We start from the raw sequence: 25,319 nt of genomic DNA on the forward strand, positions 1-25,319 counted from the left end.
CCTGATGACACAAAATAGAATTGTGCTGTACAAACGTCCAGTTTAAAAGGAATTTCCTGCGAGAGGCGACGCAAAAAAAAGGCCGGAGGATCCGGCCTGAAGGGAAAGCGGTTTAATTACAGCAGACGGCGCGCCGCTTCGACGACGATTTTCACCGCGTGGCTTTCGGTTTGCTTCATGGTTTCGGCGTTAGGGATCTCTTGCTGGGTACGGTTAACGATAACCCCAGCCACCATCCCGGCGCGCAGGCCCTGGCTGGCGCACATGGTCAGCAGCGTAGCGGATTCCATTTCATAGTTCATCACGCCCATCGCCTGCCACTCTTCCATAGAGCCTTTGAAGCGGCTCACCACGCGACCGGAGAACGTGTCGTAACGCTCCTGGCCCGGGTAGAAAGTATCCGAGGAGGCGGTCACGCCGATATGGGTGGTGGCGCCAATGGATTTCGCCGCTTCCACCAGCGCGGTGGTGCAGGCGAAATCTGCGACGGCCGGGAATTCCATAGGCGCGAAGTGCAGGCTGGCGCCGTCCAGACGCACGGAGGCGGTGGTGACCAGCACATCGCCAACGTTGATGTGCGGCTGAATGGCGCCGGTGGTGCCAATGCGCAGGAAGGTACGTACGCCAAGCTGCGCCAGCTCTTCCACAGCGATAGACGTAGACGGGCCGCCGATGCCAGTGGAGCAGACGATCACCGGTTTGCCGTCCAGCTCCGCGCGCCAGGAGGTAAATTCGCGGTGGGATGCCAGCTTAGCCGGCTTATCCATCAGCGCGGCGATCTTTTCCACACGCTCCGGATCGCCAGGGACGATAGCCAGCGTAGCCCCTTGTAAATCGTTCTTGGTGAGGCCGAGATGAAAAACATCAGACTTGGACATAAAAAACTCCTCTGTGGGTCGAATTATCAGCAGAAGCAAAACGGTACTGTACAGAAGCCCCAGGCAACATTTTGTGATGATAGTCACCAAGAACAATAATGATTGCAGTTGTTTTTCAGTAAATAGTGATACACATCACATTAACAAGTTATATTCATCGTCACAGAACAAAAGATAGCCGCTTTCAGGCACTGTGCGTTATTACCGCCCGAACTAAAGGTAAAGGGTCTATAGTTACTGATGCGCTAATAAATAAGGGTACGGAGAATACCATGACCACCACCAAGCAACCTGGATTCGCACCTGCAGCCTCGCCGCACGCCGCAACCGCCGTTCATACGCCGGAAGAGCATATTGTCGCCGGAGAGACCTCTATTCCCTCTCAGGGTGAAAACATGCCGGCTTACCATGCCCGTCCGAAAAACGTCGATGGCCCATTGCCGATCGTCATCGTGGTACAGGAAATTTTCGGCGTGCATGAGCATATTCGCGATCTTTGTCGCCGCCTGGCGCAGGAGGGCTATCTGGCTATCGCGCCTGAGTTGTACTTCCGTCAGGGCGATCCGAATGAGTATCACGATATCCCAACCCTGTTTAAAGAGCTGGTTACCAAGGTGCCGGACGCGCAGGTGTTGGCGGATCTCGACCACGTCGCCAGCTGGGCGGCGCGTCATGGCGGCGATGCCCATCGTCTGCTGATCACCGGCTTCTGCTGGGGCGGACGCATCACCTGGCTGTATGCCGCACATAACCCGCAGCTTAAAGCGGCAGTGGCCTGGTACGGCAAGCTGGTGGGAGAAAAATCGCTGAATTCGCCAAAACATCCGGTGGATATCGCCGTCGATCTCAACGCCCCGGTGCTCGGCCTGTACGGTGCGAAAGACGCCAGCATTCCGCAGGACACCGTCGAGACGATGCGTCAGGCGCTGCGGGCGGCTAACGCCACAGCGGAAATCGTGGTCTATCCCGAAGCCGATCACGCCTTTAACGCCGACTATCGCGCCAGCTATCACGAAGAGTCAGCCAAAGACGGCTGGCAGCGAATGCTGGCCTGGTTTGCGCAGTATGGCGGAAAAAAAGGGTAATCGCCCAAAGCATGAAAAAAGGAGGCAAATGCCTCCTTTTTGATTTTTCCGGTGACGATCAAGCGGACTGGCGCAGATTCCGCGCCGCTTGCACCATATTCGCCAGCGCGGCGCGCGTCTCCGGCCAGCCGCGGGTTTTCAGGCCGCAGTCCGGGTTGACCCACAGCCGCTCCGCCGGGATACGCTGCGCGGCTTTTTCCAGCAGCGCTTCGATCCACTCCACGCTCGGTACGTTTGGCGAGTGAATATCATATACTCCCGGCCCGATCTCATTGGGATACTCGAACACTTCGAACGACTCCAGCAGTTCCATGTCGGAACGCGAGGTTTCAATGGTGATCACGTCAGCATCCAGCGCGGCGATGGAGTCCATGATGTCGTTGAACTCGCAATAGCACATGTGGGTATGGATCTGAGTATCGTCTTTGGCCACCGCAGCGTTAAGACGGAAGGCTTCCACACCCCACTGCAGATAGGCATCCCAGTCGCTGCGCTTCAGCGGTAAACCTTCGCGCAAGGCTGGCTCATCAATCTGGATGATGCCGATACCGGCCGCCTCCAGATCCGCCACTTCATCACGCAGGGCCAGCGCAATCTGTTTCGCGATGGTTTCACGGCTGACGTCTTCCCGCGGGAAGGACCAGCACAGAATCGTCACCGGTCCAGTGAGCATTCCTTTCACCGGCTTGTCGGTCAGCGACTGCGCGTACTTCGCCCATTCGACGGTGATCGCCTGCGGACGGCTGACGTCGCCGATCACCACCGGCGGCTTCACGCAGCGGGAGCCATAGCTCTGCACCCAGCCGTTTTGCGTGAAGATGAAACCGTCCAGATGTTCACCGAAGTATTCCACCATATCGTTCCGCTCGGCTTCCCCGTGCACCAGTACGTCTAATCCTAACCGCTCCTGCTCGACGATCGCCTGCTTAATATGTTCCGCAATGCCGGTACGATAATGACTGGCGTCAAGATTTCCCTTTTTGAAGTCCAGGCGCAGGCCGCGGATCTCGGTCGTCTGCGGGAATGACCCGATGGTGGTGGTCGGCCAGGCCGGCAGGTTAAAGCGTTGACGCTGTGCCTGAGCGCGAACCTCATAGGGGCTGGCGCGCTGGCTGTCCTGAGGAGTGATCGCCGCCAGCCGTTTTTCCACCGCCGGGTTGTGTACGCGAGACGAATGGCGACGAGCATGGACTGGCGCGCTCCACTCGGTAATCGCCGCCGTATCGCCGCTGTTCAGCGCATCGCGCAACAGCGCCAGCTCACCGCATTTTTGCAGAGCGAAGGCAAACCAGCTCTTCACTTCCGCATCAAGGCGCGTCTCCACGCTCAGGTCGATCGGGCTGTGCAGCAGAGAGCAGGATGAAGCGACCCACAGCTCGCGCTTACCGACGAGGTCTTTAATTTGCGCATACTTTTCGGCGAGATCGGCGCGCCAGACGTTACGCCCGTTGATCAGGCCGGCGGACAGCAGCCAGTCGGCCGGCAGACGTTTATGCAGTTCGGCGACATCATCTTTACCGTGGACCAGATCGACGTGCAGCCCCTGGACCGGTAGCGCAGCAATGGTCTCGAGATTGTCGCTAACGCCTTCAAAATAGGTGGTCAGCAGCAGTTTGACCTGGCCCTGCAGGGCGTCATAAGCCGGTTTAAAGGCCTCCAGCCACGCTGGCGGCAGCTCCAGCACCAGCGCCGGTTCATCAATCTGCACCCACGCAATGCCGCGCTTCGCCAGTTCGGCCAGCACCTGCTGATAAACCGGCAGGATGGCATTCAGCAGGCTCAGACGGTCAAACGGTTCGCCTTTCACTTTGCCCAGCCACAGATAAGTCACCGGCCCCAGCAGCACGGGCTTGATCTTGTGGCCCAGCGCCAGCGCTTCGTCCACTTCATCCAGCAGTTGGGTCCAGGTCAGTTTGAACTGCTGGCCCTGCACGAACTCCGGCACCATGTAGTGATAGTTGGTGTTGAACCACTTGGTCATTTCCGCGGCGGCCGCTGGCTCGCCGGTGGGCGCGCGGCCGCGGCCAATGCGGAACAGGGTATCGATATCGACAGAGCCGTCTTTGTTCTGATGACGAGCCGGCACGTTGCCAAGCAGCAGGCTGGTGGTCAGAACATGGTCGTACCAGGCGAAATCGCCCACCGGCAGCAGGTCAATACCGGCCTGCTTCTGCTGCTCCCAGTGACGGGCGCGCAGTTCCCGGCCTACCGCCAGCAGCTCCTCGCGAGTGGCATTGCCCGCCCAGTAGCTCTCTTGCGCTTTTTTCAGCTCGCGACGCAGGCCAACGCGAGGGAAACCGAGGGTGTGGTTAATAATTGTCATTTTTTGAGCCTCATAATTGCAATCCGAAAGATTTCGGATTTAGGGAAGGCGGCAAACTTGCTCATCCCCAGGAGCTTACTGAAGTAAGTGACTGGGGTGAGGAAGTGCAGCCAACGCACCATAAATTCGAAAGATAAAGGATTTAGCCGTCCAGATGTTTACACATCCATAATTGGCAGTTACTGTATATTCCTCAAGCGCAAAATGCTCATGGCGAAGTGAAGGACTTTCATGATCGAAATTAAACATCTGAAAACGCTGCAAGCGTTGCGGAATAGCGGTTCACTGGCGGGCGCAGCGGCTGCCCTGCACCAGACCCAGTCCGCCTTGTCTCACCAGTTCAGCGATCTGGAACAGCGTCTTGGCTTTCGTCTCTTTGTGCGTAAGAGCCAGCCGCTGCGTTTTACCCCTCAGGGGGAGATCCTCTTACAGCTGGCCAACCAGGTGCTGCCGCAGATCGCCCGCGCCCTGCAGGACTGTAACGAACCGCAGCAGACCCGGCTGCGGCTGGCTATCGAATGCCACAGCTGTATTCAGTGGCTGACGCCGGCGCTGGAGAATTTCCGCGCCCGCTGGCCACACGTGGAAGTCGACTTCCATTCCGGCGTCACCTTCGACCCGCAGCCTGCGCTGCAGCAGGGCGAACTGGATCTGGTGATGACCTCCGATATCCTGCCGCGCAGCGGTCTGCATTACTCGCCAATGTTTGATTATGAGGTGCGCCTGGTGCTGGCGCCTGAGCACCCGTTAGCCATGAAGACGCTGATTACGCCGGAGGATCTGGCCGCGGAAACGCTGCTGATTTATCCCGTTCAGCGCGGACGCCTCGACATCTGGCGCCATTTCCTGCAGCCGGCCGGTATCAGCCCCCAGCTAAAAAGCGTCGATAACACGCTGTTGCTGATCCAGATGGTGGCAGCCCGGATGGGCATCGCCGCGCTGCCGCACTGGGTGGTGGAAAGTTTTGAACGCCAGGGTCTGGTGGTGACCAAAACCCTGGGAGAGGGATTATGGAGCCGGCTGTACGCGGCCGTTCGCGATGGCGAGCAGCGTCAACCGGTCACCGAAGCGTTTATTCGCTCTGCGCGGAACCACGCCTGCGATCATCTGCCGTTTGTCCGGAGTGCGGAGCGACCCAGCGTCGATGGACCCACAGCGAGGCCAGGATCACCAACGCTCCGCTAATAAAGCTCGGCCAGTGCGGCTGCTCCTGCCAGATGGCAAGGTTAACCAGCAGCCCGGCGGGGACATGGACGTTATTCATGATCCCCAGCGTGCCGGCATCCACCTGTGTGGCGCCATAGTTCCACATAAAGTAGCCCAGCCCGGAAGCCACCACGCCCAGCCACACCAGCACGCTCCACTGCAGCGTGGTGGTCGGCAGCTTCTGTGGGTTGCCCAGCATAAACCATGCCGCCACCGCCACGATAAAGGCCCCGACATAGAACCAGGCAAAGGCATTGTGCTGCGGCATCGGTCGCACCTCCATCAGGCGCTTATACCCCACCATACCGATGGCGAAGCAGAGGTTTGACAGCTGCACCAGTAACAGCCCGGTCCAGAAATGATCGCTGACTTTGTCATAGCGGATAATCGCCGCCCCCAGAACCGCCAGCGCGGCGCTCAGCAGATAGCCCCAGCGCAGTTTCCGTCCGCTGAGCAGATCGTAGATCAGCGTGATATACAGGGGAGTAAACACGGTAAACAGCAGGAATTCCGAGACCGTCAGATAGAGATAGGCGCGGAAAGCCAGCAGGTACATGATGCCAAGCTGCATCGCGCCCACCAGCATATAGAGCACGATCGTGCGCGGAGAATGGCCTCGCGTGCGCAGGAAAGGCAGGAACACCAGCGCCGCCAGGCCCACGCGCATCAGTACCGAAAAATAGCTGTCGACGCTACCGGCCAGGTACTCGCCAATCAGGCTAAAAGAAAAGGCCCACAGGATAGTGGTGATAATTAACAGCGCCACAATGGTCGTCTCGTTGGATAAAGAACAGGCATTGTAGCGAAGAGTCAGGTTGACGACTGGGTAATTATTCGCCAGTCGTCAATCTTTGTCAGTCGAGGTACAGCTTACGCAGGTAGTGCGGGACCGCATCGTCGGCGTTGCTACCGATCACTTCCAGTTCCGGATGCAGATCCTTCAGCCGCTGGTGGGCGTTGGCCATAATGCAGCCTTTGCCGGCCATCGACAGCATCTCGGCGTCGTTCATGCCGTCGCCGAAAGCGATGCAATCTGACAGACTGTAGCCGAGCATTTTCGCCACTGCCTCCAGCGCATGCCCCTTCGATACCCCGCCCGCCATCACCTCCAGGCAGGTTAAGGTGGAGAAGCTGACGTTCACGCGATCGCCCCAGCGGGCGTTCATCGCCTGCTCAAGCGGCAGCAAATGTTCGTGATCCTCACAGGTAAAGAACACCTTGCTGATCCCCTGCGGATCCAGTTCGCCCGGCTCATACAGCTTGTAGTTAAACACCGCCTCTTTGAAAAAGCGCATCTCTTCCGGGCGATGGCGGTTCATATACCACTCATCTTCCCGATAGACGTTAGTGACGATTTTCGGGTCGTTACGCACGATCTCAAACAGGTCGGCGGCAATATCACGGTCAAGGTTATGGGCGAAGATTTGCTGACCATCGCTATCGTGAACGCGGGCGCCGTTAGAGGTGATCATGTACGACCGGATGCCAAGATTATCGCGGATCTGCCCGACGTCGATGTAGTGTCGGCCGGTGGCGAAGACGAAATTGATCCCACGGGCGGTAAGCAGCTTCAGCGTCTCTTTGGCATAGGGGGTCAGGAAATGATCGGGGGAAAGCAGCGTGCCGTCTAAATCAGACGCAACAACCTGGTACATAAAAAAGTTAACCTCTAAGCAGGGCGACGAGCGTTATCGTCGGATTAAGTATGTCGATTGAAAAACTCGACGATGGCATTGAGCGCGACTGAGCGCATAGCGTCCTTTTCAAAAAGGATCTCATGGTATGCCCCTTCAATGACGAGCGGCTTTCCGCCCTCACAGGGATGGCCGGCGGCGGCCCGTAATTCACAATAGCGGTCGTGCATCAGATTATCGACCACCCGCTCCTCCTCCGCCTGCAGCAGCAGCGTCGGGGCGGTATCTTTATCCACATTCGCCAGCACTTCGTCACCGGCCAGCATGCCTTCGCGCACCCAGTGCCAGGTCGGGCCGCCGACCTGCAGTCGCGGCTCGTCGGCATAGAAGCGCAGGTTACGACGATAGCGTTGTCGACTGTGCGTCAGCACGTTAACGGCAAAAGGCAGCGCCCGCCAGCGTCCGGTGCCGATGGCATACTCTTCGCGAATGCGCTGATGGCCCTCAGCCCAGTCGAGAATATGGCGCACCATCCAGTCCGGCAGCCTAATGATAATCCCGAACATCGGCGCGCAGAGCGCAATCGCATCGCAATGCGCCTGGTAGCGTTGCAGAAAGAGCGTGGCAATCGCCCCGCCCATAGAGTGAGCGAGGATAAACCGTTTTCGCCAGTGGCCGGGGACCACCTGCTGCTGCCAGAGCGCAGCCAGGTCATCAACATAATCGCTGAAGTTCACCACGTGCCCGCGGTGAGTATCAGAGAGCAGACGACCCGAGCGACCCTGACCGCGATGGTCGATGATCATCACGTCAAAGCCGCTGTGAAAGAGATCGTAGGCCACTTCAGCATACTTCACGTAGCTTTCAATGCGCCCAGGGCAAATCAGCACCAGTCGATCGTGATTTTGCGCGCAAAAGCGAACAAAGCGTACCGGTACGTCATCGACGCCTTTAAATTCAGCCTCTTCGCGCTGTCGCCAGAAATCCGTCAGCGGCCCCATGCTAAAGGCCGCAAACGCGTTTTCTCGTGTTTCCCAGTCCTTTTTCTGCCCAAACATCGGGTTTACACCCCTGTTAACCGCTGAAAATCGTTTTTTTGCCGTGCATCACACAATGCTGACACAATAGCGTATTGTGGCATAAAAACAGACAATCAGGGAGTTTCTCATGACCATTGAGTGGTGGTTCGCCTACCTGCTGACATCAATCATTCTCAGCCTGTCCCCGGGTTCCGGAGCGATTAATACCATGACCACCTCCATTAACCACGGTTACCGCGGCGCGGCGGCGTCAATTGCCGGTTTGCAGACCGGGCTGGCCATTCATATCGTGCTGGTCGGCGTCGGTCTCGGCACCCTGTTCTCCCGCTCGGTGCTGGCCTTTGAGGTGCTGAAATGGGCCGGCGCAGCCTATCTTATCTGGCTGGGTATCCAGCAATGGCGCGCGGCAGGGGCCATCGACCTGAATACGCTGGCGAAGGCGCAGACGCGCGGCAAACTGTTCCAGCGTGCGGTGTTCGTGAATCTCACCAATCCCAAAAGCATTGTTTTTCTGGCCGCCCTGTTTCCGCAGTTTATCCTGCCCCACCAGCCCCAGGTGATGCAGTATCTCGTTCTGGGCGTCACCACCATCGTCGTCGATATCATTGTGATGATTGGCTATGCGACCCTGGCGCAGCGCATTTCAGCCTGGATTAAAGGGCCAAAGCAGATGAAGGCGCTGAATAAAGTCTTTGGTTCACTGTTTATGCTGGTTGGGGCGCTCCTCGCCTCCGCCCGTCACGCCTGAATGATGAAATCTCGCTCGCAAAGAGAGGTTCGCCTGGCGGGCGAAGCAATCTCTCTGCGCGAGCCGGCGCGCAAAGCGGGAAATTAATTTTTTTGCCCGCTGTCGACGCTGAGCCCACCGTGCCAGGATGCCGCCAGATAGGTGATTCACGGATGAACGGCGATGGCAGAAACGGCGACCCCTCATGATGCGGTATTTAAAACTTTTCTCTCACGGATAGAGACGGCGCGCGATTTCATCGAGATCCACCTGCCTCCGGCGTTAACAGCGATCTGCAAACTGGATACCCTACGTCTGGAATCCGGCAGCTTTCTTGAAGACGACCTCAGGCCCTACTACAGCGATATTCTCTACTCGCTGGAAACCACCCGCGGTAAGGGGTATGTCCATGTTCTGATCGAGCACCAGAGCGCCCCCGATAAACTGATGGCCTTTCGCTTAATGCGCTATGCCGTCGCCGCCATGCAGCGCCATCTGGAGAACGGCCATAAAACGCTGCCTCTGGTTATCCCGGTCCTCTTCTATCAGGGACGACGCAGCCCCTATCCCTGGTCTATGAGCTGGCTGGATAATTTCGCCGATCCCGAGACCGCCCGCCAGCTCTATAGCGGAGCGTTTCCGCTGGTCGATATCACGGTGATCCCCGACGACGACATTATGCAGCACCGCAGCATGGCGGCCCTGACGCTGGTGCAAAAACACATCCGTCAGCGCGATATGGCGCAATTGCTGGATAAGTTGACCCAACTCTTAATGCTGGAGCCGATGAGCGGACAACAAATCACCGTATTGGTAAACTATATGGCTCAGGCAGGGGATGCCGAGGATACTCGGACACTCTTATACGGGCTGGCACAGCGCGTGCCGCAGCATGGAGGATTACTGATGACGCTGGCGGAAACATGGCTCGCAGAAGGTATGGAAAAAGGCATCAGGAAAGGCGTACAGCAAGGTATAAAGGAAGGCAAACATCAGGCCCTGCTGCAGGTTGCCGAAGCGATGCGCAAACGCGGTATTGATGACGAAGCGATTATGGAAATGACCGGTCTGTCTGAAGACGAGCTGCAGCGGCTTCGCCACTGACACTTTCTCCACCCGGATATAGCCGGGTGGAGCATCACGCCAGGTTAACGCGAGATAATCAGGTGGATGCCGAAGCCCGCAAACAGCGTGCCGGCGATACCGTCGATCCACTTCGCCATCCGCTGATAGCCGCGGCGCATCCCCGGCAGGGCGAACAGGCTGGCAACCACCATAAACCAGGCCAGCGTCTCCATGATAATCAGCAGAAAAATACCCCAGCGCGCGCCGGCGCCAACGCTGTCACCGACGAACAGCGAGAACACCGAGCCGAAGTAGATAATCGCTTTCGGGTTCGCCAGATTGGTCAGCAATCCCTTCAGAAAGCTGCGTCCGCTGCGAGCCAGCTCAACCTGCGGCTCTGGCGGGGATACCGCCTCTTTTTTCAACGCGCCGCGCAGCATCTGGTAGCCCATCCAGCACAGGTACAAGCCCCCGCCGACCATAATGATGTTGTGCAGCCACGCCATTCTGGCGAGGATCAGATTCAGGCCGAGCAGCGCTACCCCCGCCCAGATCATTACGCCGCAGGTGATCCCCAGCACTCCCATCATCGCCTCTCTGCGCGAGCGGCTGATGGCCGTTTGTGAGACAAAGAAAAAATCCGGCCCCGGACTCATCAGCGCAATGATATGCACCAGCGCCACGGTAAGGAAAAGCATCAGCATAGTTAACTCGCAGGAAAATAATGAAGAGGATAACTATTCTGGCACTTTTATAGCCAGCTGACTACTCGTCGTCGCCATCGACATGCGACCGGATCAGCGCCATAAACGGCTTGCCGAAACGCTCGAGTTTACGTGTCCCCACGCCGTTGACGCTGAGCATTTCGCCGGCGGTTAGCGGCGACTGCTCCGCCATCTCAATAAGCGTCGCGTCGTTAAAGACCACGTACGGGGGAATGTTTTCTTCATCGGCAATCGCTTTACGTAATTTGCGCAGCTTGGCAAACAGCTTACGATCGTAATTACCGCCGAAGGATTTCTGCATCGCCTTCGGCTTCAGCGCCACGATACGCGGTACGGCAAGCTGCAGCGGGACGTCGCCGCGCAGCACCGGGCGTGCGGCTTCGGTCAGCTGCAGCGCGGAGTGCTGGGCGATATTCTGCGTCACCAGCCCAAGGTGAATCAGTTGGCGGATCACGCTCACCCAGTGCTCGTGACTCTGTTCCCGGCCGATGCCGTATACCGGGAGCTTATCGTGGCCCATCTCACGGATGCGCTGATTGTTGGCGCCACGCAGGACTTCCACCACATAACCCATCCCGAAGCGCTGGTTGACCCGATAAATAGTGGAGAGCGCCTTACGGGCGTCCATTAAGCCATCGTACTGCTTCGGCGGATCAAGACAGATATCGCAATTGCCGCACGGCTCCTGGCGTCCTTCGCCAAAGTAGTTCAGCAGCACCAGACGACGACAGGTCTGGGCTTCAGCAAACGCCCCCATCGCGTTCAGCTTATGCCGTTCGATATCCTGCAGCGGCCCGGCGGGCTTCTCTTCCAGACAGCGGCGCAGCCACGCCATGTCCGCCGGATCGTAAAACAGCATCGCTTCCGCCGGCAGGCCGTCACGCCCGGCGCGGCCGGTCTCCTGATAGTAGGATTCAATATTGCGCGGGATATCAAAATGCACCACAAAGCGGACGTTCGGCTTGTTGATGCCCATCCCAAAGGCCACTGTCGCCACCACAATCTGCAGATCGTCGCGCTGGAATTTCTCCTGCACGTCGGCGCGCACGTCGTTTTCCAGGCCGGCATGGTAAGCCGCCGCGCTGATGCCGCGGCTCTGCAGACGCGCGGCGGTATCTTCCACTTTCGAACGGCTGTTGCAGTAGATAATGCCCGATTTGCCGCGCTGATCCTGGACGTAGCGCATCAGCTGGTCGAGCGGCTTGAATTTCTCCATCAGCATATAGCGGATGTTCGGCCGGTCGAAGCTGCTGACCTGTATGAGCGGATCGTTAAGTCCCAGCAGACGGACGATATCGCGGCGGGTGGTGTCATCGGCGGTGGCGGTCAACGCCATAAACGGGATCTGCGGCATCCGCTGACGAAGCTGGCCCAGCGCGGCATATTCCGGGCGGAAGTCATGGCCCCACTGGGAGATGCAGTGCGCTTCGTCCACCGCCAGCATCGCCAGATTCCAGTTCGCCAGATGCTCAAGGAAATTGTCGAGCATCAACCGTTCCGGGGCGATATACAGCAGACGAACCTGCCCGCTGCGGCAGCCGGCCATCACGTCCTGCTGCTGTTCGCGGCTCTGGGTCGAGTTCAGACAGGCCGCCGCCACGCCGTTGGCCAGCAGCTGATCGACCTGATCTTTCATCAGCGAGATCAGCGGCGAGACCACTACCGTCAGGCCGCCCATAACCAGCGCCGGTACCTGATAACACAGTGACTTGCCGCCACCGGTCGGCATGACCACCAGGCAGTCACGGCCCTCGAGCACCGTCTCGATAATCGTCTCCTGGCCAGGGCGGAACTGCTGGTAGCCGAAGGTCTCTTGTAAAACCTGCTTAGCCAGCGATTCCTGATTTAATACTTCCGCCTGTGCCACGTTGACCCCATTTGCCTGAAAAGAAAACAGGCGCTATTTTCAGCGCCTGCGAGCCAGAGTGCAACGATTAAAACAGATCGTTGAGCATTAGCCCGACGCCGACGCGCGTTTGATTAAAGTTATAGTCGATAAGCGATTCGCCGTAGCCGCTGTAGATCTGGGTGTAAGCGCGAACATGTTTGGTGATGGGATAGCTCACCCCCAACTCCGCCCCGCCGTAGCCAGTGTTCCAGTTATATTGCCCCTGCGCGCTGAGGATCGCCTCGCCCAGCTGGTAACCCACCTTCAGGCGGTAATAGCCCATATATTTGGTGATATCCGGGTTATCATCGGTGCTGCCCACCACATACCAGGGTTTCACTTCCACCAGCCAGTTGCCATTTTGCGCCATCAGGCGGGCATAGAGCCGGTTCCAGCTGCGCGAGGTGGGATCGGAGCGGCCATTCGAGTCGTGGTTATATCCCATTTCGATATCGCGCAACGTCCAGCCGGCAAACTGATAGTCGGTGGCAAAGCCAAGAAACAGCTGGGGTTCGTAGTTGGTTTCGCGAAACGGCGCCGACTCTTTGCTGTTGGAGAGCTGCCACCAGGACTTCTGGGTATAGGACGCGCCGAGCAGCGAATTATCCCCCAGGATGCCGCGCCACAGCGGGAAGGCGAGGCTCAGTTGAAACTTCACTTCATCTTTACGGGCATTTTCGGCCCAGTCATAGCTGCGAATCGCCTCTTTATTGAGATCGCTGGTCCACGTGTAGAGCAGATAGTTGCTTTCATAAGGGTAGAGCAGAAAAGGATTATCATGATCCTGTAGCAGGTTGGCGATAATACTGCCGCGCACTGCTGGTTTGTCGTGTACCGACGCATCCTGCGCCATAACACCAGCCGGTAGCGCGCACAGCGCCGCCAGGCAGGCCAAAGAGATACGCATGCTGGTCTCCTGATAAATAGTTTTTATTTTTGTTTCACCTGAAGACATTCTACCTGTTTATTAATCCCCTGCCCCCAAATCCACTCCGAAAGTGGAAATCAATATTTTAGAAGCATAAAATCAACATTTTATTAACGAATGGAACCGGTGTTATGTCTGAACTTACTGCCGAAGCAGCTCTGAAACTGGTGGGGGAGATTTTCGTCTATCACATGCCGTTTAACCGCGCCCTCGGCCTCGAACTGGAGCGCTATGAAAAAGCGTTTGCCCAGCTCAGCTTTAATAATCAGCCGATGATGGTCGGCAACTGGGCGCAAAGCATTCTGCATGGCGGTGTAATCGCCTCCGCGCTGGACGTCGCCGCAGGTCTGGTCTGCGTTGGCAGCACCCTTACCCGCCATGACACCATCAATGAAGAAGAGCTGCGCCAGCGGCTTTCCCGCATGGGAACCATCGACCTGCGCGTGGACTACCTGCGTCCGGGCCGCGGCGAACGTTTTACCGCGACCAGCACCCTGCTGCGCGCCGGCAATAAAGTGGCGGTAGCCCGTGTGGAACTGCATAACGAAGCTCAGGTATATATTGCCAGCGCAACAGCGACCTATATGGTGGGTTGATTGCCCAAAATCGAGTAACATCACTCTCTTTGGCAATGGATTTTACCGATGGATGCGAAACAGACGCGGTTGGGGATTATTCTGGCCCTCGCCGCCTACTTTATCTGGGGTATCGCGCCGGCGTACTTCAAACTTATCTACTATGTTCCCGCCGATGAAATTCTGACCCATCGCGTGATCTGGTCTTTCTTCTTCATGGTGGCGCTCATCAGCGTTAGCCGTCAGTGGCCGCAGGTGAAAAAGTTGCTGAAGACGCCGCGCAAGATCTTCCTGCTGGCGCTCTCTGCGGTGCTGGTCGGCGGCAACTGGCTGCTGTTCATCTGGGCGGTGAATAACCACCATATGCTGGAAGCCAGCCTCGGCTACTTTATCAACCCGCTGGTGAATATTCTGTTAGGGATGATTTTCCTTGGCGAACGTTTCCGTCGCCTGCAGTGGCTGGCGATGATCCTCGCCTTTTGCGGCGTGCTGGTGCAGCTCTGGACCTTTGGTTCGCTACCGATAATCGGCCTTGGTTTGGCCTTCAGCTTTGCCTTTTATGGTCTGGTGCGGAAGAAAATCGCTGTCGATGCGCAGACCGGCATGCTGGTGGAAACGCTGTGGCTGTTGCCGGTGGCGGCGATTTGGCTGTTCGGCATCACCGACAGCCCCACCAGCCATATGGGGCAGAACCCCTGGTCGCTCAATCTGCTGCTGATGGCGGCGGGCGTGGTGACCACCATCCCTCTGCTGTGCTTCACCGGGGCGGCAACGCGTCTGCGGCTCTCCACGCTGGGCTTTTTCCAGTACATCGGCCCGACGCTAATGTTCCTGCTGGCGGTGACGTTCTACGGCGAAGTGCCGGGCAAGGATAAAATGGTCACCTTTGGCTTTATCTGGGTGGCGCTGGCGATATTCGTGATGGATGCGGTGTATACGCAAAGGCGGGGGCGTCGGAGCTAGGACATTGCCGGATGGCGGCTCCGCCCTATCCGGCTTACAAAAGTACAGCACTCAGGCCGGATAAGCGCAGCGCATCCGGCACAACAACTACAGCCAGTTTTTACGCTTGAAGTAGAGATACGGCGCCAGGCCAGCCAGCATCATAAAGACGATCGCCCCCGGGTAGCCGAAGCTCCAGTGCAGCTCAGGCATAAATTCAAAGTTCATCCCGTAGCTGGAGGCCACCAGAGTTGGCGGCAGGAACACCACCGACACCACCGAGAAGATCTTGATGATGCGGTTCTGCTCGATGTTGATAAAGCCCATCGCCGCCTGCATCAGGAAGTTCACCTTCTGGAACAGCGATTCGTTGTGCGGCAGCAGGGATTCGATATCGCGCAGGATCTCCCGCGCCTGCTCCAGTTGGCCCGCCGGCAGGCGCGCTTTGCGCACGAGAAAGTTCAGCGCGCGCTGGGTATCCATCAAACACAGGCGGACCTTCCAGCCGATATCTTCCAGCTCCGCCAACGTCGACAGCGCTTCGTCGTACTCATCGCCCTGGTGGCCTTCCATAATCACGCGGCTCAGCTTTTCCAGGTCGCTGTAGATGTTTTCTATCTCATCCGCCAGCTGTTCGATTTTGGTCTCGAACAGATCTAACAGCAGCTCGTAGGCGTTGCCGTCCACCAGGGTCTGGTTACGCACGCGCATGCGGTAGAGGCGAAAAGCGGGCAGTTCACGCTCACGCAGCGTAAACAGGCGCCCTTCGCGGATGGTAAACGCCACGGTAGAGTTACCCGCGTGATCGTCGGCATCTTCGAAAAAGAAGAAGGAGTGGATATGTAACCCGTCTTCATCTTCAAAGAAACGCGCGGAGGCTTCGATATCTTCCAGCTCCGGGCGCGTCGCCAGGTTCTGACCCAGTTCCGTCTGCACGCGGCTTCGCTCATCGTCGTCAGGCTCGACCAGATCGACCCACACCGAGCTGGCGAGGTGCTTGATCTCATCGGCTTCCAGGCGCGTTAAACGATTGTTTTCCAGTTGAAATGCGCTCAGCATGACCGGGACTCCCAATGCAAAAAAATTATCGGACAGTTCGGTGGGCACACAGAAACAAATTGGGTTTCAGACCATTAAGCCTGACTCAGCGCGACGGGAATGGGGCAGGTCGCTGACAACCGCTAAGGCTATCAGCATAAGAGGATAGCCTTAGGAGTTGTTCCTGAATGACAGGAAGTTGAGCCAGCATCTACTGGGTGTGTCCAAGGCGAATGTCCTCTTAGCGTAATCGTGCGCGCATGTTACGCCAGCGCAAAATCGGCGTCAACACGCAACGGAACGCGAAAGCGCAAATCAGGCGCCTTAACGTATAAAGGTAGCAGAATATTACAAAATAATGATATTTTTCTTAAAGTTACACTTCCTCGAGCCGGGCGTAAGCCGCGACCAGCCATTTGATCCCCTGACCCTGAAAAGCCACCTGCAGCCGGCTGTGCTCGCCGCTGCCTTCGAGGTTGACGATGGTGCCTTCGCCAAACTTCGGATGCCGTACGCGCTGGCCTAATTTGTAGCCGGTATCGCTCTCGGCAATCGGCGCGCCCAGTCGCTGATGGTTTACCGGGCGGCTCACCGTAGCCCGCAGACGCACTTCTTCTACGCACTCCTGCGGCAGTTCTCCAATAAAGCGCGACGGCCGATGGTAAACCTCTTTGCCGTACAGACGGCGGGTTTCCGCGTAGGTCAGCGTCAGCTTCTGCATGGCGCGCGTCACGCCAACGTAGGCCAGACGACGCTCTTCTTCCAGGCGGCCGCCTTCATCAAGGGCCATCTGGCTCGGGAACATCCCCTCCTCGACGCCGACGATGAACACCTGCGGGAACTCCAGCCCTTTCGCCGAGTGCAGGGTCATCAGCTGAACCGCGTCCTGCCAGGTATCCGCCTGTCCCTCGCCCGCTTCCAGCGCGGCGTGGGAGAGGAACGCCTGCAGCGGCATCAGATCTTCATCTTCTTCGTTGTAGCTAAACTGGCGCGTCGCCGTCACCAGCTCCTCTAAGTTTTCAATACGGGTCTGACCCTTCTCGCCTTTCTCCTGCTCGTACATCGCGCGCAGCCCGGAGTCTTTAATCACCCGATCGGTCTGGACGTGCAGCGGCATATCGGTGGTCTCCTGCGCCAGCGCGTCAATCAGCTCCATAAAGCGCTGCAGGGCGCTGGCGGCGCGACCGGCCAGCGCTTTATCTTTCAGCAGCTCGCGGCTGGCCTGCCACAGCGTCAGCTGACGATCGCGCGACGTCTGACGCACCACGTCCAGCGTGCGGTCGCCGATGCCGCGAGTCGGCGTATTGACTACGCGCTCAAACGCCGCATCGTCGTTACGGTTGGCGATCAGACGCAGGTACGAGAGCGCGTCTTTGATTTCCTGGCGTTCGAAGAAGCGCATGCCGCCATAGATGCGGTACGGCATACTGGCCTGCAGAAGCGCCTCTTCCAGCACGCGCGACTGGGCGTTGCTGCGATAGAGGATGGCGCACTGCTCCAGCGCCCCGCCGTTCTCCTGCCAGGTTTTTATCCGGTTCACTACGAAGCGTGCTTCGTCGAGATCGTTGAAAGCGCAGTACAGCGAGATCGGCTCGCCGTCGGCGCCGTCGGTCCATAGCTTCTTGCCCAGGCGACCGTTGTTGTTTTCAATCAGGGCGTTGGCGGCGCTGAGGATGTTGCTGGTCGAGCGATAGTTCTGCTCAAGGCGGATGGTTTCCGCACCGGGAAAATCGTTAAGGAAACGCTGAATGTTCTCGACCTGCGCGCCGCGCCAGCCGTAAATCGACTGATCGTCATCGCCGACGATCATCACCTTGCCGGTATCGCCCGCCAACAGGCGGATCCACGCGTACTGAATGTTGTTGGTATCCTGGAATTCGTCGACGAGGATATTGGTGAACCGCTCACGGTAGTGCTGGAGGATATGCGGCTTATTCAGCCACAGCTCGTGGGCGCGCAGCAGCAGTTCGGCGAAGTCCACCAGCCCGGCACGATCGCAGGCTTCCTGATAGGCCTGATAGACCTTCTGCCAGGTCTGCTCGACCGGGTTGCCGTAGCTCTGAATATGATGCGGGCGCAGCCCTTCATCTTTCTGGCTGTTGATGTACCACATCGCCTGACGCGGCGGCCACTGCTTCTCATCGAGGTTCATCGCCTTAATCAGACGCTTCAGCAGGCGCAGCTGGTCTTCGCTATCGAGGATTTGGAAATCCTGCGGCAGGTTGGCGTCCAGATGGTGCGCGCGCAACAGGCGGTGGGCCAGGCCGTGGAAGGTGCCCACCCACATGCCGCCCTGGGTGGTGCCCATCAGCTGGCCGATACGGTGGCGCATCTCTGCCGCCGCTTTGTTGGTAAAGGTCACCGCCATAATAGAATACGGCGAGCAGTTCTCCACGCTCAGCAGCCAGGCGATACGGTGCACCAGAACGCGCGTCTTACCACTGCCCGCCCCTGCCAGAACCAGCATGTTGGTGCGCGAGGCCGCTACGGCTTCACGCTGTTTGTCATTAAGGCTGTCGAGCAGGTAAGAAACGTCCATTGGCACCGCCGGAAGAGAAGGGGTTACACGAACCCCTGTTAATATATACAGAGTAACTGGTGATTATATCAGCGAGGTCAGAGATGCCAACTGTGAAATTTCAATATGCGGCAGCAGGCGGCTGTCCGCGGTGTGCATCAGGTCCGCGCCTTGCGGTTTGATCCAGCAGGCCTGCATGCCACAGCGCAGCGATCCGGCGACGTCAGTGGTCAGGTCATCGCCGACGTGCAGAATATGCCCGCGCGGTAAGTTCAGGCGCTCCGCCGCCAGATGGTACATGTCGGCAAACGGCTTGGAGCGGCCATCCGGCCCGGCGCGCAGCACAAAGCGGAAATAGTCGCTCAGGCCGAACAACTCTGGTCGGGCGTTGCCGTTGGTAATCGCCACCAGCGGCCACTTCTCCGCCAGCTTCGCCAGCGTATCGTGGGTCTCCTGCGGGACATCGACGCGGCTGCGCCACTGGGCGAAGTGTTCCATCGCCGCATCGGCCCCCGCTTTCGCCTCGTCGGCGGAGAGTCCGGCGTTACGCATGCCTAACTCCAGCGCACGGTGGCGCCAGACGGTCACGTCGTGATAGATCTCAGGCTCGGATGCCAACAGCGTCTGGCGCAGCTGATTAAGCTCATGGGCGTCGAACTGGCTGAGCGACGGATGGTAGCTGCGTACAAAAGCCAGCGACTCGTGCATCGTCCGGTCAATGACCGGGCGGTTATCATAAAGGGTATCGTCCAGGTCAAACGTCAGCGCGGAAATCTGGCCCAGAGGTCGGTAAAAACGCATTATTTCCCCCGTTTTGCGCGCGGATGCGCGGCATCGTACACCGAGGCAAGGTGTTGAAAGTCGAGATGGGTATAGATTTGGGTGGTGGAGAGGTTAGCATGACCCAACAGCTCCTGCACACCGCGCAGATCGCCGCTGGACTCCAGCATATGGGTGGCAAAGGAGTGGCGAAGCTTGTGCGGATGCACATGGCTGTTCAGCCCCTGCTTAATGCCCCACTCGGCGAACCGCTTCTGTACGTTGCGCGCCGAAATGCGCTTGCCCAGTTTCGACAAAAACAGCGCGTCGTCGTCAGTACCGAACAGGCCGCGTAAATCCAGCCAGTGCTCAATCCACATCACGGCGTTGCGACCGATCGGCAAGCGGCGCTCTTTGCTGCCTTTGCCCATCACCCAGACCTCGCCGCTTTCGAGATCGAGATGTTTGATATCAAGGTTGACCAGCTCGGACAAACGCAGCCCCGCGCCGTACATCACCTCCAGCATCGCCCGGTCGCGCACCGCCAGCGGATCGTTGAGATCAATATCCAGCAGCCGATTGACGTCATCGACATCGATATTTTTTGGCAGGTGACGGGGAATTTTCGGCGCGGCAATCCCTTTCGCCGGATTGGCGCTGAGCTCGCCCTGGCCGACCAGCCAGTCAAAGAAACTGCGCAGCGCCGACAGGCGAAGCGCCAGGCTTGCCGGGCCTAATCCCGCGCGGCGACTGCGCACCGCAAAACTTCGCACCTGAGCGGCATCGCACTGCGACCAGCTTTTCAGACCCGCCTCATCCGCCAGGGCAATCAGCGCGTCCAGCTGTCGCTGGTAATTCAGTAACGTGATCGGGCTGAGCTGGCGTTCAACGCCAAGGTGGCGCAGAAAGCGGGCGACGGCGGAGAAGAGAGGAGAATCGGTCATGCGCGTTCAATCCAGCGCTCCAGCAGGCCGGGCAGCATCTGGGCGATCTCCTGCAGCAGTTGCGTCCCCTGTCCTGGCTGATAATGCTGCGCATCGCGGCTGCTAAAGAGCATCACGCCAGGGGCATTATCGCCGCCCAGCAGCGACATCGCCACTGACCCAATGGCTTTCGCCTCCGGCAATACCACCAGCAGCTCCGGACCGTTCAGCGGCCCAAGGTAGTGGCGCGCCTGGCCCAGACGCTGAATACGGATCGGCTCAAACGCCTGCCGGCTTAACGCCAGGTGGGTAAACTTCGAAGGCGCGCCCAGGCGCCAGCTGTCAGGGAACAGGCGCACCGTGGCGCCCGCCAGCCCCAGCTCGCGCGCCCAGCGGTGAAGGCGGTTAAGCATATCGTCGAGGCTCTCCGCCGCCGCCAGCCGCGTTTGCAGCTGCAGCAGGCGCTGGAACAGGCTTTCATTGGCTACCGCCTGCTCCATCAGCAGCGACATATTCTCTTCCAGCACATGGATATGGTTACGCGCCCGCATCATGTGCCACTCCACCAGCGAAATCGTACCGCGCACCGGATGCGGGACGCGGAGATGTTCGACCTGGGCGGCATTACGAATAAAAAATTCAGGATTTTGCAACAGATAGTCCACCACTGCACGATCGTTCAATGCGCTGGCGACCTCCTGCTGTTCTTCCCCGATTGGTTTCATAAATGAATAAATCCATCATAGACATGGGCCGCCGGGCCGGTCATAAACAGCGGCTGGCCCGGGCCTTTCCAGGCGATATCAAGACGACCGCCGGGTAATTCCACACGTACCGTTTCAGCGAGCAACCCCTGCTGGATCCCCACCGCCACCGCGGCGCAAGCGCCGCTGCCACAGGCCTGGGTTTCCCCCGCGCCGCGTTCGTAGACGCGCAGACGAATATGGGACCGGCCGACCACCTGCATAAAACCGATATTCGCGCGCTCCGGAAAACGCTCATGGCTTTCCATCACCGGGCCGAGGGTTTCCACCGCCGCCGTATCCACATCATCCACCTGGATAACGCAGTGCGGGTTCCCCATGGACACCACGCCGCACAATACTGTCTGCTCGGCGGCACGCATGATATAGGTCTTTTCCGCTTTGTTGGCGCGGAACGGCACCTGGGAGGGCTCGAAGTTGGGCTCGCCCATATTCACCCGCACCAGATCGTCTTCCGTTACGCTTAATACCATACGGCCGTTGGCCGTACTCACGCGGATATCACGTTTATTGGTCAGGCCTTTCAGCCGGACGAAACGCGCGAAACAGCGCGCGCCGTTGCCGCACTGCGACACTTCGCTACCGTCGGCATTAAAGATCCGGTAATGGAAATCCAGATCCGGATCGTAGGGCGGCTCCACCACCAACAGCTGATCGAACCCGACGCCAAGGTGGCGATCCGCCAGGCGGCGAATCAGCTCCGGCGAGAAAAAAACATTCTGCGTTACCGCGTCAACGACCATAAAATCGTTGCCAAGGCCATGCATTTTAGAGAACTGCATCATCTACTCCAGTTGCGCGGAACAGAACGTTATCGTTAGTAATTGACCTGGCTCGGACCACCGGTATCGCCACGATCGTTACGATCCGGCGTTGAGCTCTGAATGCCCGGGTTAACCGGTTTGGTCGGCGGCGGCGCGGTTTTATCAGCCGGCGGGAAATAGAGAGGCCCTTTCAGACCGCAGCCGGTCAGGCTGAAGATCGCAAACAAAACGGCAAGCGTAGGAAAAACGTTTTTCATTGATAGTTGCCCGTGATTCATTCTTTCTGCTTTCTATCATCGCAGGAGAAGACGTAAAAGCAAGCCTTTAGCATCCGACTGCGCGCGCTTTTGTTTCGCGCTATACTGCGACCCATCTTCAAAAATCAAAAAAGCAGAATAAAATTATGAACGACAGTGAATTCCATCGCCTGGCCGATAGCCTGTGGATGACCATCGAAGAACGCCTGGATGACTGGGACGGCGATAGCGACATCGACTGCGAAATCAACGGCGGCGTGCTGACCATTAGCTTTGAAAACGGCAGCAAAATCATTATTAACCGTCAGGAGCCGCTGCACCAGGTGTGGCTGGCCACCAAACAGGGCGGCTACCATTTCGATCTCAAAGGCGACGAGTGGATCTGCGATCGCAGCGGTGAAACCTTCTGGGATCTGCTGGAGCAGGCGGCGAGCCAGCAGGCCGGTGAGACGGTGAGATTCCGTTAATGACATGTTTCCCGGATGACGGCGCATTGCGCCTTTTCCGGGCCAAATCTACGAGTAGCGCTGCTGCAGCACCGGCGAGGCGGTAACGTCCTGGCTGGTGGGTATCGCGGCGGCAATCGCCTGGGTGCGGAAAGGGATCACCTGGGTGCGCCCGTCCACCTCGACAATCTGATAGAACTGCGGCAGGTTGAAGTTGATAAAACTGGAGCCGTAGGTAAAACGATCGTGCGATGACGAATAGAAGCGGCTGACGTCGCGCACCAGCTCCTCTTTGCTGCCCTCGCAGTGGTGATAGACCTCAGCGCGGTTGCTCTCATCGAGAATATAGATGTTAAAGCCGCTGTCGTTGTTATCCGCGTCTTCAAAGAAGAACTGGATAATCCCTTCGCTGGCGAATCCGTCCACTACCGCCGGCAGCTTAACGTGATTGGTTTCCACCTGCACCGACAGGCCATGGAGCTTGTTGTGCGAGATAGCGCCGTAGAACTCAATGGCGTTTTCCAGCTTCTGCACCGAAACGTTAAGACGCTCGAAGAACAGTCCCCAGGTCTGGCCGGAGACGCGCAGCGCTTTAAAGCGCCCGGTATCCTGACGGGTACTGGAGAGACGCAGTTCGATGCACTCGGAGATCATCTGCTGTACGCGGGTGCGGATCAGGCCGCGCAGATGCTGGCTATAGCAGAAGACCTCCACGCTATCCGGCGGCGCGGCATCCTGATGCATTTTACCAAGGATCGTTTTCAGCGCTTCAATCATCGCCTGCTCGCCGTTGAAATGCAGCGTACGCACTTCATTCCACGAGTTGCGATACAGCAGGTCGACGCTGCCGATCAGGCATTTTTGCTCTTCGCCGAAGCTGAAAACATCGAGCTTACGGAAATCGAAGTGCACCACCTGATTGCGGAAGGCCGCCGTCGGGTCATATTCGAGGTTAACGATAATCGCCAGGTGGCGAATTTCGCACGGGCTGTATAGCGCTTTTGGCGTGGGCGCCGGCAGGCGCAGCGGGAAGTGGTGCGACACATCGGCCACCATCTCCTGCAGCTTCGCCAGATCGACGATGCCGTTGCCCTTAATAAACAGGCGGGTGCGTGAGGTCAGCAGGCCGTTAAACCAGGCCCAGGCCACCAGCTTATTAAGATAACGGTTATATTCCAGCGGCTGATGGCTGATGATCGATTCCATATCCGGCGCGCGGTTATACAGATACCAACCGGTACGGTTGGCGCGACCCGGCGGCACGTGGATAAAGGTCAGATTCGGTTCCGAGAGATCCGGCGAAATTTGCGGGTTCACCAGCGTCACTTTGCCCGGCAGCGCTTCAAAGGCCGCATACAGCTTACGCGTCAGCACGCCGATATCCTGCGGACTGGCGGAGACGCTGAGGTTATTGCGCCGTGCGAAACGGATCAAATTACGATAGCTCTGCATCATCGCATCGAGCAGTTCGTTGTGCGCCTTGCGCACTTCATCAATTTTCCAGTTCGCCCGGTTGTCGAGCATCATCAGACGCTTTTCATCCCAGCCCCACGCGTTGACCAGCTGGCTGACGACTTCGCGACGCCAGCCGACGCAGGCGCGCTCGCGGCTGAGTTTTTCGCACACTTTCAGGTAGAAGCAGCGGCGCACCAGGTCGAGACGAGTTTCATCGTCAATGGCCTGGAGGTAGGTGGTCACGCGCTCCAGCATCATGCAGTAGGGGTCGAGTCCGAAGGAGACGATCTCGCCGTCGTGCAGGCGCTGTTTGATATCTTTCGCCAGCAGGCGGTTGTTGGGGTATTCCCAGGAGTAGGCTTCCAGCAGCAGCGTTTTCAGCACCGCTTTATAGGGCGAGTCGATACTCTTATACAGCTGCCACAGGCTGGCGCCGAAGTACTCTTCCGCCGACAGTGAACTAAGGCCGCCGAGATCGAGCCACTCGTTTGGCGTCAGCACGCCCTGGGCATACAGCCCCATGACGTAATCGTCGTAATGCTCTTCTTCATCGCACGGCACCATATTCCACAGAATACGCTTGCCGGCGAGACGCACCGCGGTGCGGTAGAACTCATCGAGCAGTAAAATATGCTGGGTCGAACCGCAGTCTTCGCCGCCGAGGCTGCCGCTTTCGTTATGGCGGAAGCGGTTTTCGTCGATCAGGAAGAAGCTGACTTCCACGCCGAGCGAGGCCGCCCAGCTCTCAAGCAGGCTGCATTTTCGCTGCAGCAGCTGGCGCTCTTCGCTATCCAGCCAGGCCTGGTGACATACCCAGATATCAAGATCGGAAGAACAGCTCTGGCCGACGGAGGAGGTACTACCCATCGAGTAGACGCCGGTGATCGGCAGCTCGCCTTTTGGCGGCTCCTGGGTCTGCATGCCGCGATGCAGTTCCAGTTCTTCAAGATAGTGGCGTTGGGTTTCATCAGGCGTGTAGAGGCAAATGCCACGGGGAACGTTACCGTCAAGGTAACCCGGCATCAGCGGGTGATGATAATGTAATAACGTTGGCAGTAGACTGTAAACCTGCTGGAAAGCGGGTCCCATGGCAGCAAGCGCGCGATCCACGCGCAATTGGTTGATGGCATCCAGTCTCTGTTTCAGTGTCTCAATATAGAGGTACAAGACATATCGCCTGATGTTCAAAAACCCGAGGTACAATAGTACGGAGGATTTCAGTATTTCAACAAAAACCGTCACCATTCGTCGTCGGTGTGGTTGTGATGAGCAGCGGACGGACAAATGGTTTAAAACGTGATCAATTTAACACCTTGCTCATTGACCGTAAAGAAAGATGCGCTACATACAAGTGTAGCACCGTTTATTACCTGTAAATT

At 57.9% G+C, this 25,319-nt stretch carries 24 protein-coding genes; 7 read left to right on the forward strand and 17 right to left on the reverse strand.

Annotated elements, in window-relative coordinates:
* Positions 1-116 precede the first annotated feature (116 nt).
* On the reverse strand, positions 117-878 hold the full coding sequence (udp, locus tag ACLEXF_RS24185; protein WP_407259971.1) for a uridine phosphorylase: 762 nt from the start codon (positions 876-878) through the stop codon (positions 117-119).
* Between the two features lie 272 nt (positions 879-1,150).
* On the opposite strand from udp, the gene ACLEXF_RS24190 reads away from it, so the two are divergent.
* On the forward strand, positions 1,151-1,963 hold the full coding sequence (locus tag ACLEXF_RS24190) for a dienelactone hydrolase family protein (protein WP_004886756.1): 813 nt from the start codon (positions 1,151-1,153) through the stop codon (positions 1,961-1,963).
* A 58-nt stretch (positions 1,964-2,021) separates the two neighbouring features.
* Here the strand turns inward: ACLEXF_RS24190 and metE are convergent, their stop codons facing one another.
* Positions 2,022-4,286 carry a 5-methyltetrahydropteroyltriglutamate--homocysteine S-methyltransferase gene (metE, locus tag ACLEXF_RS24195; RefSeq protein WP_032455980.1) on the reverse strand — a complete coding sequence of 755 codons (2,265 nt, stop codon included), beginning with the start codon at positions 4,284-4,286 and terminating at the stop codon, positions 2,022-2,024.
* Between the two features lie 231 nt (positions 4,287-4,517).
* Here metE and metR point away from each other — a divergent pair, with 231 nt between their 5' ends.
* Positions 4,518-5,471 (forward strand): HTH-type transcriptional regulator MetR, encoded by a 954-nt coding sequence (gene metR, locus ACLEXF_RS24200; protein ID WP_017899391.1) that lies wholly within the window; start codon positions 4,518-4,520, stop codon positions 5,469-5,471.
* Here the strand turns inward: metR and ACLEXF_RS24205 are convergent.
* The 3 genes from ACLEXF_RS24205 to pldB all read right to left on the reverse strand — a co-directional run bounded on the left by ACLEXF_RS24205 (position 5,359) and on the right by pldB (position 8,184).
* Positions 5,359-6,258 carry a carboxylate/amino acid/amine transporter gene (locus ACLEXF_RS24205; protein ID WP_048326213.1) on the reverse strand — a complete coding sequence of 300 codons (900 nt, stop codon included), beginning with the start codon at positions 6,256-6,258 and terminating at the stop codon, positions 5,359-5,361. The genes metR and ACLEXF_RS24205 overlap by 113 nt on opposite strands.
* A gap of 88 nt (positions 6,259-6,346) precedes the next feature.
* Entirely contained in the window at positions 6,347-7,147 is an 801-nt protein-coding gene (gene yigL / locus ACLEXF_RS24210) for a sugar/pyridoxal phosphate phosphatase YigL (RefSeq protein WP_017899394.1), read from the reverse strand.
* Positions 7,148-7,191: 44 nt separating this feature from the next.
* Positions 7,192-8,184 (reverse strand): lysophospholipase L2, encoded by a 993-nt coding sequence (pldB, locus tag ACLEXF_RS24215; RefSeq protein WP_043521013.1) that lies wholly within the window; start codon positions 8,182-8,184, stop codon positions 7,192-7,194.
* A gap of 109 nt (positions 8,185-8,293) precedes the next feature.
* On the opposite strand from pldB, the gene rhtB reads away from it, so the two are divergent.
* Together rhtB and ACLEXF_RS24225 are read left to right on the forward strand one after the other, a co-directional pair.
* Positions 8,294-8,914, forward strand: coding sequence for a homoserine/homoserine lactone efflux protein (gene rhtB / locus ACLEXF_RS24220; protein WP_002883411.1), 621 nt, complete (start codon positions 8,294-8,296; stop codon positions 8,912-8,914).
* A gap of 162 nt (positions 8,915-9,076) precedes the next feature.
* Entirely contained in the window at positions 9,077-9,997 is a 921-nt protein-coding gene (locus ACLEXF_RS24225; RefSeq protein WP_108450753.1) for an Rpn family recombination-promoting nuclease/putative transposase, read from the forward strand.
* Positions 9,998-10,041: 44 nt separating this feature from the next.
* Here ACLEXF_RS24225 and rhtC read toward each other — a convergent pair whose 3' ends face one another.
* From rhtC to pldA, 3 genes are all read right to left on the reverse strand, one after another.
* Positions 10,042-10,662, reverse strand: a complete 621-nt coding sequence (gene rhtC, locus ACLEXF_RS24230) for a threonine export protein RhtC (protein WP_004886772.1) — start codon at positions 10,660-10,662, stop codon at positions 10,042-10,044.
* A 61-nt stretch (positions 10,663-10,723) separates the two neighbouring features.
* Positions 10,724-12,550, reverse strand: a complete 1,827-nt coding sequence (gene recQ / locus ACLEXF_RS24235) for an ATP-dependent DNA helicase RecQ (RefSeq protein ID WP_004886773.1) — start codon at positions 12,548-12,550, stop codon at positions 10,724-10,726.
* A 67-nt stretch (positions 12,551-12,617) separates the two neighbouring features.
* Entirely contained in the window at positions 12,618-13,478 is an 861-nt protein-coding gene (gene pldA, locus ACLEXF_RS24240; RefSeq protein WP_004886777.1) for a phospholipase A, read from the reverse strand.
* Between the two features lie 152 nt (positions 13,479-13,630).
* On the opposite strand from pldA, the gene yigI reads away from it, so the two are divergent.
* Positions 13,631-14,095, forward strand: a complete 465-nt coding sequence (gene yigI / locus ACLEXF_RS24245) for an acyl-CoA thioesterase YigI (protein ID WP_002883404.1) — start codon at positions 13,631-13,633, stop codon at positions 14,093-14,095.
* Between the two features lie 48 nt (positions 14,096-14,143).
* A complete protein-coding gene (gene rarD / locus ACLEXF_RS24250) occupies positions 14,144-15,037 on the forward strand; it encodes an EamA family transporter RarD (protein WP_017899396.1) in 894 nt (297 codons plus the stop codon).
* An 87-nt stretch (positions 15,038-15,124) separates the two neighbouring features.
* On the opposite strand, the gene corA is transcribed toward rarD, so the two are convergent.
* The 8 genes from corA to lptM all read right to left on the reverse strand — a co-directional run bounded on the left by corA (position 15,125) and on the right by lptM (position 22,039).
* Positions 15,125-16,075, reverse strand: coding sequence for a magnesium/cobalt transporter CorA (gene corA / locus ACLEXF_RS24255; protein ID WP_002883400.1), 951 nt, complete (start codon positions 16,073-16,075; stop codon positions 15,125-15,127).
* 150 nt (positions 16,076-16,225) lie between these two features.
* Positions 16,226-16,282, reverse strand: a complete 57-nt coding sequence (ysgD, locus tag ACLEXF_RS24260; protein ID WP_349815745.1) for a YsgD/CorL family protein — start codon at positions 16,280-16,282, stop codon at positions 16,226-16,228.
* Positions 16,283-16,430: 148 nt separating this feature from the next.
* Positions 16,431-18,593 (reverse strand): DNA helicase II, encoded by a 2,163-nt coding sequence (uvrD, locus tag ACLEXF_RS24265; RefSeq protein ID WP_004886784.1) that lies wholly within the window; start codon positions 18,591-18,593, stop codon positions 16,431-16,433.
* Between the two features lie 63 nt (positions 18,594-18,656).
* Positions 18,657-19,373 (reverse strand): 5-amino-6-(5-phospho-D-ribitylamino)uracil phosphatase YigB, encoded by a 717-nt coding sequence (gene yigB / locus ACLEXF_RS24270; RefSeq protein ID WP_064188030.1) that lies wholly within the window; start codon positions 19,371-19,373, stop codon positions 18,657-18,659.
* Positions 19,373-20,275, reverse strand: a complete 903-nt coding sequence (gene xerC, locus ACLEXF_RS24275; protein WP_004886788.1) for a tyrosine recombinase XerC — start codon at positions 20,273-20,275, stop codon at positions 19,373-19,375. The genes yigB and xerC overlap by 1 nt, the downstream gene beginning before the upstream one ends.
* The gene (locus ACLEXF_RS24280) at positions 20,272-20,979 is read right to left on the reverse strand and encodes a DUF484 domain-containing protein (RefSeq protein ID WP_004886790.1); all 708 of its coding nucleotides are present in this window, start codon (positions 20,977-20,979) and stop codon (positions 20,272-20,274) included. Before ACLEXF_RS24280 ends, xerC begins: the two co-directional genes overlap by 4 nt.
* On the reverse strand, positions 20,976-21,800 hold the full coding sequence (gene dapF, locus ACLEXF_RS24285) for a diaminopimelate epimerase (RefSeq protein WP_002883394.1): 825 nt from the start codon (positions 21,798-21,800) through the stop codon (positions 20,976-20,978). Before dapF ends, ACLEXF_RS24280 begins: the two co-directional genes overlap by 4 nt.
* 35 nt (positions 21,801-21,835) lie before the next feature.
* Positions 21,836-22,039, reverse strand: coding sequence for an LPS translocon maturation chaperone LptM (gene lptM / locus ACLEXF_RS24290; RefSeq protein ID WP_004886794.1), 204 nt, complete (start codon positions 22,037-22,039; stop codon positions 21,836-21,838).
* A 146-nt stretch (positions 22,040-22,185) separates the two neighbouring features.
* Here lptM and cyaY point away from each other — a divergent pair, with 146 nt between their 5' ends.
* Entirely contained in the window at positions 22,186-22,506 is a 321-nt protein-coding gene (gene cyaY / locus ACLEXF_RS24295) for an iron donor protein CyaY (RefSeq protein WP_004886799.1), read from the forward strand.
* Positions 22,507-22,554: 48 nt separating this feature from the next.
* Here cyaY and cyaA read toward each other — a convergent pair whose 3' ends face one another.
* Positions 22,555-25,107, reverse strand: a complete 2,553-nt coding sequence (gene cyaA, locus ACLEXF_RS24300; protein WP_025999157.1) for a class I adenylate cyclase — start codon at positions 25,105-25,107, stop codon at positions 22,555-22,557.
* Positions 25,108-25,319: the final 212 nt, after the last annotated feature.

The organism is Klebsiella pneumoniae complex sp. WS1778, assembly GCF_049472055.1.
In the GTDB taxonomy this organism is placed as follows: Bacteria; Pseudomonadota; Gammaproteobacteria; order Enterobacterales; family Enterobacteriaceae; genus Klebsiella; species Klebsiella quasipneumoniae.